The 7,761-nt window shown below is 71.0% G+C and carries 6 protein-coding genes; 3 read left to right on the top strand and 3 right to left on the bottom strand.

What is annotated here, in order from left to right; translation table 11 throughout:
- Positions 1-310: 310 nt before the first annotated feature.
- The gene (locus VFL64_RS09795; RefSeq protein WP_489540192.1) at positions 311-529 is read left to right on the top strand and encodes a SlyX family protein; all 219 of its coding nucleotides are present in this window, start codon (positions 311-313) and stop codon (positions 527-529) included.
- Positions 530-614: 85 nt separating this feature from the next.
- On the opposite strand, the gene VFL64_RS09790 is transcribed toward VFL64_RS09795, so the two are convergent.
- From VFL64_RS09790 to VFL64_RS09780, 3 genes are all read right to left on the bottom strand, one after another.
- Entirely contained in the window at positions 615-1,253 is a 639-nt protein-coding gene (locus VFL64_RS09790; protein WP_489540191.1) for a CDP-alcohol phosphatidyltransferase family protein, read from the bottom strand.
- A gap of 14 nt (positions 1,254-1,267) precedes the next feature.
- Positions 1,268-3,811, bottom strand: a complete 2,544-nt coding sequence (locus tag VFL64_RS09785) for an ABC transporter permease (RefSeq protein ID WP_489540190.1) — start codon at positions 3,809-3,811, stop codon at positions 1,268-1,270.
- An 84-nt stretch (positions 3,812-3,895) separates the two neighbouring features.
- The gene (locus VFL64_RS09780) at positions 3,896-4,375 is read right to left on the bottom strand and encodes a hypothetical protein (protein WP_489540189.1); all 480 of its coding nucleotides are present in this window, start codon (positions 4,373-4,375) and stop codon (positions 3,896-3,898) included.
- A gap of 66 nt (positions 4,376-4,441) precedes the next feature.
- Here VFL64_RS09780 and VFL64_RS09775 point away from each other — a divergent pair, with 66 nt between their 5' ends.
- Both VFL64_RS09775 and VFL64_RS09770 read left to right on the top strand, forming a co-directional pair.
- Positions 4,442-5,284 (top strand): dioxygenase family protein, encoded by an 843-nt coding sequence (locus VFL64_RS09775; protein ID WP_489540188.1) that lies wholly within the window; start codon positions 4,442-4,444, stop codon positions 5,282-5,284.
- A gap of 72 nt (positions 5,285-5,356) precedes the next feature.
- Positions 5,357-7,761: DUF2339 domain-containing protein (locus VFL64_RS09770; RefSeq protein WP_489540187.1), on the top strand; the 2,405-nt coding region annotated here is incomplete at its 3' end.

The following is a 7,761-nucleotide window of genomic DNA, read 5'->3' as shown; positions in this document are numbered from 1 at the left end:
TGCCCCTGCCGGTCAATCTGTCGAGCCGGGACAGTAGGTTCGAATCCGCGCTTTGTTCCGGAACGACGGCGTGCGGTCACATTCTTTCTGGCCATCTGAAATGGAAACCGCGAATGACCGACCGCTGCCGACGGGTCCGGTCATTCGTGGGAGTAGAAGGATGGACCGCTATGGGTCGGAAGCGGCCGGTGTGGGACCCAAATCCAGCAGGAGAGGCCCGCGCAAAGGCCCAGGAGGTTGCCATTCAACAGGGCTTCGTCCAAGCCCCCTCACGCGTCGGCCAACCGCGTGACGCGAGACAATGCGGCCGATGGAACCCACCGACGCCGATGCCCGCCTCACCGATCTCGAGATCAAGGCGAGCTTCACCGAAGACCTGCTGGACACGCTCAACGAGATCGTCGCGCGCCAGCAGGCCCAGATCGACCGCCTGACCACTGAGCTCTCCACGCTGCGTAACCAGATGCCCACGGCTGACGGCGCCCTGGTCTTTCGCAGCCTGCGCGACGAACTGCCGCCGCACTACTGAGCAAGCCAAGGCGCCCACAAGGCAACGGGTCGAAAGCAGCACTTCCCCCTTGCCTCCACCAGCAGCGACGCGCCCTCGCGCCGTGCTACAGCTTCGGGATGCGCAGCGTCTTGCTGATCATCAGCGTGCCCGAGAGCACGAACATCAGCGACAGCGGGTGCAGCGTCCACGGCCCGAGCTGGAGTGCCCCGCCCCACACGGCATGGCCGAGCGCACCCTGCCATGCCGCGACCGCGAGCACGCCGGTGAGCAGCACGCTGGTGGGGATGGGCGTGCCTTCGAAGTAGGCCACCTTGTCGGCGCCTTCCGAGAGCGCTTCGGCGGTGACGTTGTAGCGCGCCAGGCGCGAGACGCCACAGCACACGAAGTAGATCAGGCCGGCCACGTCCCAACCGCCGGTCAGACCCGCCGCGAAGCCGAGTGCGGCCGGCGCCACGCCGAAGGACACGATGTCGGCCAGCGAATCGAGCTCGCGCCCGAGCGCCGAATGCGTCTGCCGCCAGCGCGCGACGCGGCCGTCGAACACGTCGAACAGCAGCGCGGCCGGCGCCATGGCCGCCGCAGCATAGAAGTGGCCGAGCGAGGGATTGGCCATGTAGGCCATGGCGAGGAACACCGCGCCCACGCCGCAGGCGGCGTTGCCGAGCGTGAGGAAGTCGGCCAGGTGAAAGCCGCGGATCATCGAGAAGTGCCGCGGCGCGCGGCGTGGGGTGTCGATGGCCATGTTGTTGTGCTCCTTCACTCGGTTGCGGCGCGGCGCAACGTTTCGACCACCGGCCGGCGCAGCACCTCCCTCAAGCCCCACCAACCCGCGCCCAGCGCCAGCAAGGCGCCGGCCAGGCTGCCCGCGAGCGGCACCCAGGGCGAGGCGTTCCAGCTGAACTGGAACACCCAGCGTGCCAGCGCCCAGCCCACCACCATGGCCGCGACCGCCGCCAGGAAGCCGGCCAGCGCGCCCACCCCCAACAGCTCGGCGCGCTGCACCTGGGCCAGCAGCTTGCCGCTGGCTCCGAGCGCACGCATCACCGCGAACTCGCGCGCGCGCGCCTCGCGCGTGGCGGTGACGGCGGCGAACAGCACCACCAGGCCCGCGGCCAGCGTGAAGGTGAAGAGGAACTCCACCGCACGCACCACCTGGTCGAGCACGCCCTGGATCTGCGAGATGGAGGCCGACACGTCGACGTTGGTGATGTTGGGGAATTCGCGGCTGAGCGCGTTGTCGAAACCCGCGGCCTTGGGGGCACGGAAGGCGGCCATGTAGGTGGCCGGCACATCGCTCATCTGCGCGGTGGTGAACATGACGAAGAAGTTGGCGCGCATCGAGCCCCAGTCGACCTTGCGCAGGCTGGTGATGCGGCCTTCGGCCGGCATGCCGGCGATGTCGAAGCGCAGCTGGTCGCCGAGCTTGAGCTGGAGCGTCTCGGCCAGGCCTTCTTCCACGCTCAGGCCGCCCGGCTCTTCGCTCACCCACTTGCCCTGCGTCACCACGTTGTGCTGCGGCAGCGCGGCGCTGTGGCTCAGGTTGAACTCGCGGTCGAGCAGGCGCTTGGCGCGGTCGTCGGCGTAGTCGTCGGTCGAGGCGGGCTTGCCGTTGATGGCGATCAGGCGGCCGCGGATCATCGGGTACCAGTCGAACTTGCTCACACCGTCGGCGCGCAGCCGCGCCAGAAATGCCTCGCCCTGCTCGGGCTGCACGTTGATGACGAAGCGGTTGGGTGCATCGGGCGGCGTGGCCTGGCGCCAGGCCGAGATGAGGTCGGTGCGCAGCAGCACCAGCAGGCACAGCGCGAGCAGGCCCACGCTGAGCGCCGACACCTGCAGCACCGCGAAGGCCGGCCGCGCGGCGATCTGCCGCGTGGCCAGCACCAGCCAGCGCGGCGCGCGCGCCTCGGGCACGGCGCGGCGCAGGGTCTGTACCGCCAGCCAGGAGAGCACGGCGAACACCGCCACCGCGGCCGCGAAGCCCCCCACGGCAATCAGCCCCAGCTTGAGGTCGGACGACACCGCCAGCAGCAAGGCCACGAAGCCCAGCGTGCCCGCGCCCAGCACGGCGATGGAGGCCGGCTTGAGGGCGCCCACGTCGCGCCGGATCACGCGCAGCGGCGGCACCTGCGAGAGCTGCAACACGGGAGGCAGGCCGAAGCCCATCAGCAGCGTGAAGCCCACACCCACGCCGAACAGCGCCGGCCAGCCGGTGGCCGCAGGCAGCGCGGCATCCACCAGCCCAGCGAGCAGCCACACGAAGACGTAATGCACCGCATAGCCCAGGAGCACGCCCGCCGCGCTGGCGAGCAGGCCGACGAAGGCGAACTCGATCAGGTACTGCAGTGCGATGGTGCGCTGCGGTTGGCCGAGCACGCGCAGCATGGCGCAGTCGTCGAGATGGCGGTCGGCGAAGTCGCGCGCGGCGATGCCCACCGCCACGGCGGCCAGCAACGCGGCCAGCAGCGCCACGAGGTTGAGGAACTTCTCGGCGCGGTCCAGCGTCTGGCGCATCTCGGGGCGGCCGGTCTCCAGCGATTCGACGCGCACGCCGCGCAGCGCCTGCTTCTTGACCTGCGCATCAGCCCACTGCACGAACTCGCGCACCGGCGCTTCGCTGCTGCCGGGCGCGGCCACGGCGAGCCGGTAGGTCACGCGGCTGGCGGGTTGCACCAGGCCGGTGGCGGCGAGGTCGGCATCGTTGAGCATCACGCGCGGTGCAAAGCTCATGAAGCCGGCGCCGCGGTCGGGTTCGTTGACGATGATCGACGCGATGGTGAGGCGCGCATCGCCGAGCAGCAGCGGGTCGCCGACGCGAAGCTGCAAGCTGTCGAGCAAGGGCGCGTCCACCCACACGGTGCCGGGCTTCGGCGCGCGCGTGGACTGCTGCTCGGGGCCGCCGGGTGTGTCGGCCAGACGCAGCGCACCGCGCAGCGGGTAGCCCTCGGTCACGCTCTTCACGGCCACGAGGCGCGAGGCACCGCCCTTCTCGTCGGGCGCCCGGCCCATGCTGGGAAAGGTGGCGGTGTGGGCAAGCTTGAGGCCCAGCGCGCGGGCCTTCTCGGCGAACACGGGCGGCAGGGTCTGGTCGCTCGCCACGATGGCGTCGCCGCCCAGCAGCTGGCGGGCATCTCGTGCCAGGCCGTGGTTGAGCCGGTCGGCAAAGAAGCCGACGGCGCTGAGCGCGGCGACCGCCAGCGTCACGGCCACCACCAGCAGGCGCAACTCGCCAGCGCGGAAGTCGCGCGCCATCTGGCGCCAGGCAAGCTGCCACAGGGAAACGGGAGATGAGGTGGGCATGGCGCGAGGCGGGTCAGGAGCTTCGTCAGCGCCGCACCTTACCCGAGATCGCCATCGGGCGGAGAAGCCCACCCGACGCCAGGCTCAACGCGCGGGCAGCTCGCTCCAGTCGGTGTGCCTGTCGCAACCGGCGGCCAGCATGATCTCGTCGGCCGTCTCGATCTGGTCCTCGGTGGTCGCATCCACGCTCACCACGGCGCCGCCGCGGCGAATGGTTTCCTCGTAGGCGGCCGCATCGTGCGGCGACGAGCCCCATTCGAATGCGCCCTGGAACAGGTCGAACAGGTTGGTCAGCAGGCCGCCGGTGATCTGCTCGTCAGCCTGGCGGCGGAAGGATTCATTGCTTCCGGCGGGCCGCGCGTGGAGCTGCACTGCAGCGGGCGGCAGGCCCTGCTCGACCAGCCGGGACGCAGCGCGCACGCCGGCAGCACGTTCTTCAAAGGCAAAGAGGGCATTGGCCATGATGGAGGCCTCCTTCAAGAATGGTGTGCCTGGAATCAGCAATCTATGTACCGGCAAGGCCACTTGCAAGCCCTGCTTGCGCCGATCGGCGGCTGCCAGCAACCGCGGCGAACACTGCATGCAAATCCGCCGAACCTTCCCGCCGGCATGCGCTGATTCAATGGCGACATGAACACCCTGCCCGCCCTCTTCCTGTCCCACGGTTCGCCCATGCTGGCGCTGGAGCCCGGCGCCACCGGCGCCTTCGTGCAGGCGCTCGGCCCGGCCATCGACACCACCTTCGGCCGGCCACGCGCCGTGCTCGCCATCTCGGCCCACAGCACCGCGCGCGAGCCCGTGCTGCTGGCCGGTGCCCAGCACCACGCGGTGCACGACTTCGGTGGCTTCCCCGACGCGCTCTACCAGCTGCAGTACGACGCCCCAGGCGAGCCCACGCTCGCCCGCACCGTGCAAGGCCTGTTGGGTGAGGCAGGCTGGCCGGTGCACAAGCTCGACCAGGCCGGCCTGGACCACGGCATCTGGAGCATGCTGCGCTTCATGTACCCCGCAGCCGACATCCCCGTGCTGCCGCTCGCCTGGGTGCCCAACCTGCCACCGGCACAGCAGTTCGCGCTCGGCGAGGTGCTGGCCACGCTGCGCCAGCAAGGCGTGCTGGTGATGGGCTCCGGCAGCATCACCCACAACCTGCACCGCGTGTTCGCGAACGGCCGCACCGAGGTGGGTGCCCCCGAGATCGCCGAGAGCGCGGGCTTCCGCCGCTGGATGAACGAGCGCAGCGCGGCCCGCGATTGGGACGCCCTCTTCGCGTACCGAAAGCACGCGCCCCACGCCGTGGACATGCACCCCACCGACGAGCACCTCCTGCCCTGGTTCGTGGCCGCCGGCACGGCCGGGCGCGAGGTGGCGCCGCAGCGCCTGTTCGAGGGCGTGACCTACGGCTGTCTCGGCATGGACGTGTATGGCTTCGGGCCCGAAGCGGACACTTTGAAGAAGGCGCTCGCGACCCCCTGATCCACGCGCACACGGGGCGCCTCGGGGCCAGACAGCCCCCCGCATAATCGCCGCCAACAACAGGGGGGCGAGATGAAGATCATCTTCGGCGTGGTGGGTCTGGTGCTGGGCTTGTTGATGGGCGAACTCGTCGGCGGGCTGATCGGCTTGGCGGCGGGCATCGCGTTGGCCACGATGATCAAGAAGGCCGATGAGCCTGCGCCGCCGCCGCGTCAAGCCACCACATCACCGCCAGCCCCGCCGATGGTGCCGCTGGAAGCCCGGGTGGTTCGGCTTGAGCAGGAGGTGGCGGCACTGCGCGCGGAGGTGAAGCGCCTGTCGCCGCAGGCCGCGGCGCCCGCGGCTGCACCCATCCCCGAAGCGGCGCCGGCCGTGCTCGCGGTGCCGGCACCGCCGCCGCCCATCGCCGTACCGGAGCCGGTGCTCGACACGATCGACGAGATCGATACCGCGCCCCTGCCGCTGTCCGAGCTGCCCACGCCGGCCACCTCGTCGGCGTTCAAGCGCGCAGACGCGCCCGTGCCACCGCGCCCCGCCCCTGCACCGCAGCCCAGGTTCGAAGAGCGCATGCCGCCCTTGCTGCGCCAGCTGGTCTTCGGCGGCAACACCATCGTCAAGGTGGGCGTGCTGATTCTGTTCCTGGGCCTGGCCTTCCTGCTGCGCTATGCGGCCGAGCGCGTCACCGTGCCGGTGGAGCTGCGCTACGCCGGCGTGGCCTTGCTGGGTGCGGTGCTGCTGGGCCTGGGCTGGCGCCTGCGCGAGCGCAAGGACAGCTACGGCCTCGTGCTGCAGGGCGCGGGCATCGGCGTGTTCTACCTCACCACGCTGGCCGCGCTCAAGCTGAGCCAGCTGCTGCCGGCCGAGCTGGCCTTCGGCTTCCTGTTCGCCGTGACGCTGTTGAGCGCTCTGCTTGCCGTGGTGCAGAACGCGCCCTGGCTCGCCTACGTGGCCGCCGCCGAAGGCTTTGCCGCACCGGTGCTGGTGTCCACCGGCAGCGGCAACCACATCGCGCTGTTCAGCTACCTGGCCATCCTCGACATCGGCATCTTCCTGATGGCGTGGTTCCGCGCCTGGCGGCCGCTCAATCTGATCGGCGCCGTGGGCAGCTTCACGCTGGCCGGGGCCTGGGCGCACAAGCACTACACCGATGCGCTGTACCCGAGCACGCAGGCCTTCCTGCTGTTCTTCTTTGTGCTCTTCACGCTCGTCGGCGTGCTGTTCGCGCGGCGAGCCCTCGCACTGGGCGGCGAGCCCGACGCGCGCCGGCCGCTCTCCCAGCGCGCCGCGCAGGCGCTGGCGCAGGTGGGCCGCGTGGACAGCACGCTGGCCTTCGGCGTGCCGCTCGCCGCCTACGGCCTGCAGTACCTGCTGGTGCGCGACCACGCGTTCGGCCCGGCCTGGGCCGCCCTCGGTTTCTCGCTCTTCTACCTGCTGCTGGGTGGCGGCCTGATGCGCGGTGGCAACCCGCGCTACGCGCTGCTCGGCGAGGCCTACGTGATCGTGAGCGTGGTCTTCGGCACGCTCACCATCCCGCTCGCGCTCGAAGGGCAGTGGACGGGTGCCACCTGGGCCGTCGAAGCCGCCGGCATGTACTGGCTGGGCCTGCGCCAGCACCGCCGCTACGCGCGCGCGTTTGCGCTGTTGGTGCTGGGCGCGGCCACGTTGCGGCTGGCCACTTCGCTGGGCATGAACGAGCAGCCCGGCGCGCCACTCCTCACCGGCTCGGTGCTGGGCATGCTCTTGCTGGCCGCGAGTGCGCTGGCGATGTTCGCCCTGGCCCGCCGCGCGCAGGCCGACCAGCAAGGCGACCTGCAGGCCGACTGGGAAGCCATCGGCACCGTGGGCCAGCTGTGGATCGGCCTGGCCGCCGTGGCCGCGCTCGGCTGGATGCTGCTCACGCCGCAGTGGGCGTGCGTGGCGAGCTCGGCGCTGGCGCTCGGTGTCCTGTGGCTGGGCCTGCGCTGGAACCACGGCGCCATGGTCATCGGCTGGGCCGCGCTGCAACTGGGCGCGGGGCTGGGCTTCGCTGTCTTCGGGCCCGATCTGTGGGCCACGATGAGCGCCCGCCTCACGCTGTGGACGCCGCTCGCCTTCACGCTGGCCGGGCTGATCGCCGGCGACCTGCTGCAGCGGGCTGCCAAGCCCGGCCGCGCGAGCGCCTGGCTGGCCGCGCCCGTGCTGCACTGGGCCGTGGTGCTGTGGAGCCTGGCGTGGTGGACGCAGGTGCTGCTGCCCGACGCCTACCGCCTGCTGCTGCGCACGCAGAAGTACTGGGTGCTGCTGTGGCCCAGCGTGCTCACCGGCTGGGTCATCGCCACCTCGGTGGCCGTGACCGCGTTGGCGCGCTGGCGCGACTGGCGGGTGCTGGGCCAGACGGCCTGGGCCACCGCGCCGGCCTGGGTGCTCACCGCCTGGCTGGGCGTCGGTGCGCTGGGCCACGCGCCGCACGCCCACTGGGGCTGGCTGGTGTGGCCGCT

Source organism: Rhizobacter sp. (assembly GCF_035702065.1).
Classification (GTDB): Bacteria; Pseudomonadota; Gammaproteobacteria; order Burkholderiales; family Burkholderiaceae_C; genus Rhizobacter.
This window is presented reverse-complemented; position numbering and strand designations above follow the sequence as displayed.

Bases quoted from the DNA above. Each gene is read 5' to 3' on its own strand.
- VFL64_RS09795 (WP_489540192.1), top strand. From the start codon at position 311: ATGGAACCCACCGACGCCGATGCCCGCCTCACCGATCTCGAGATCAAG.
- VFL64_RS09790 (WP_489540191.1), bottom strand. From the start codon at position 1,253: ATGGCCATCGACACCCCACGCCGCGCGCCGCGGCACTTCTCGATGATC.
- VFL64_RS09785 (WP_489540190.1), bottom strand. From the start codon at position 3,811: ATGCCCACCTCATCTCCCGTTTCCCTGTGGCAGCTTGCCTGGCGCCAG.
- VFL64_RS09775 (WP_489540188.1), top strand. From the start codon at position 4,442: ATGAACACCCTGCCCGCCCTCTTCCTGTCCCACGGTTCGCCCATGCTG.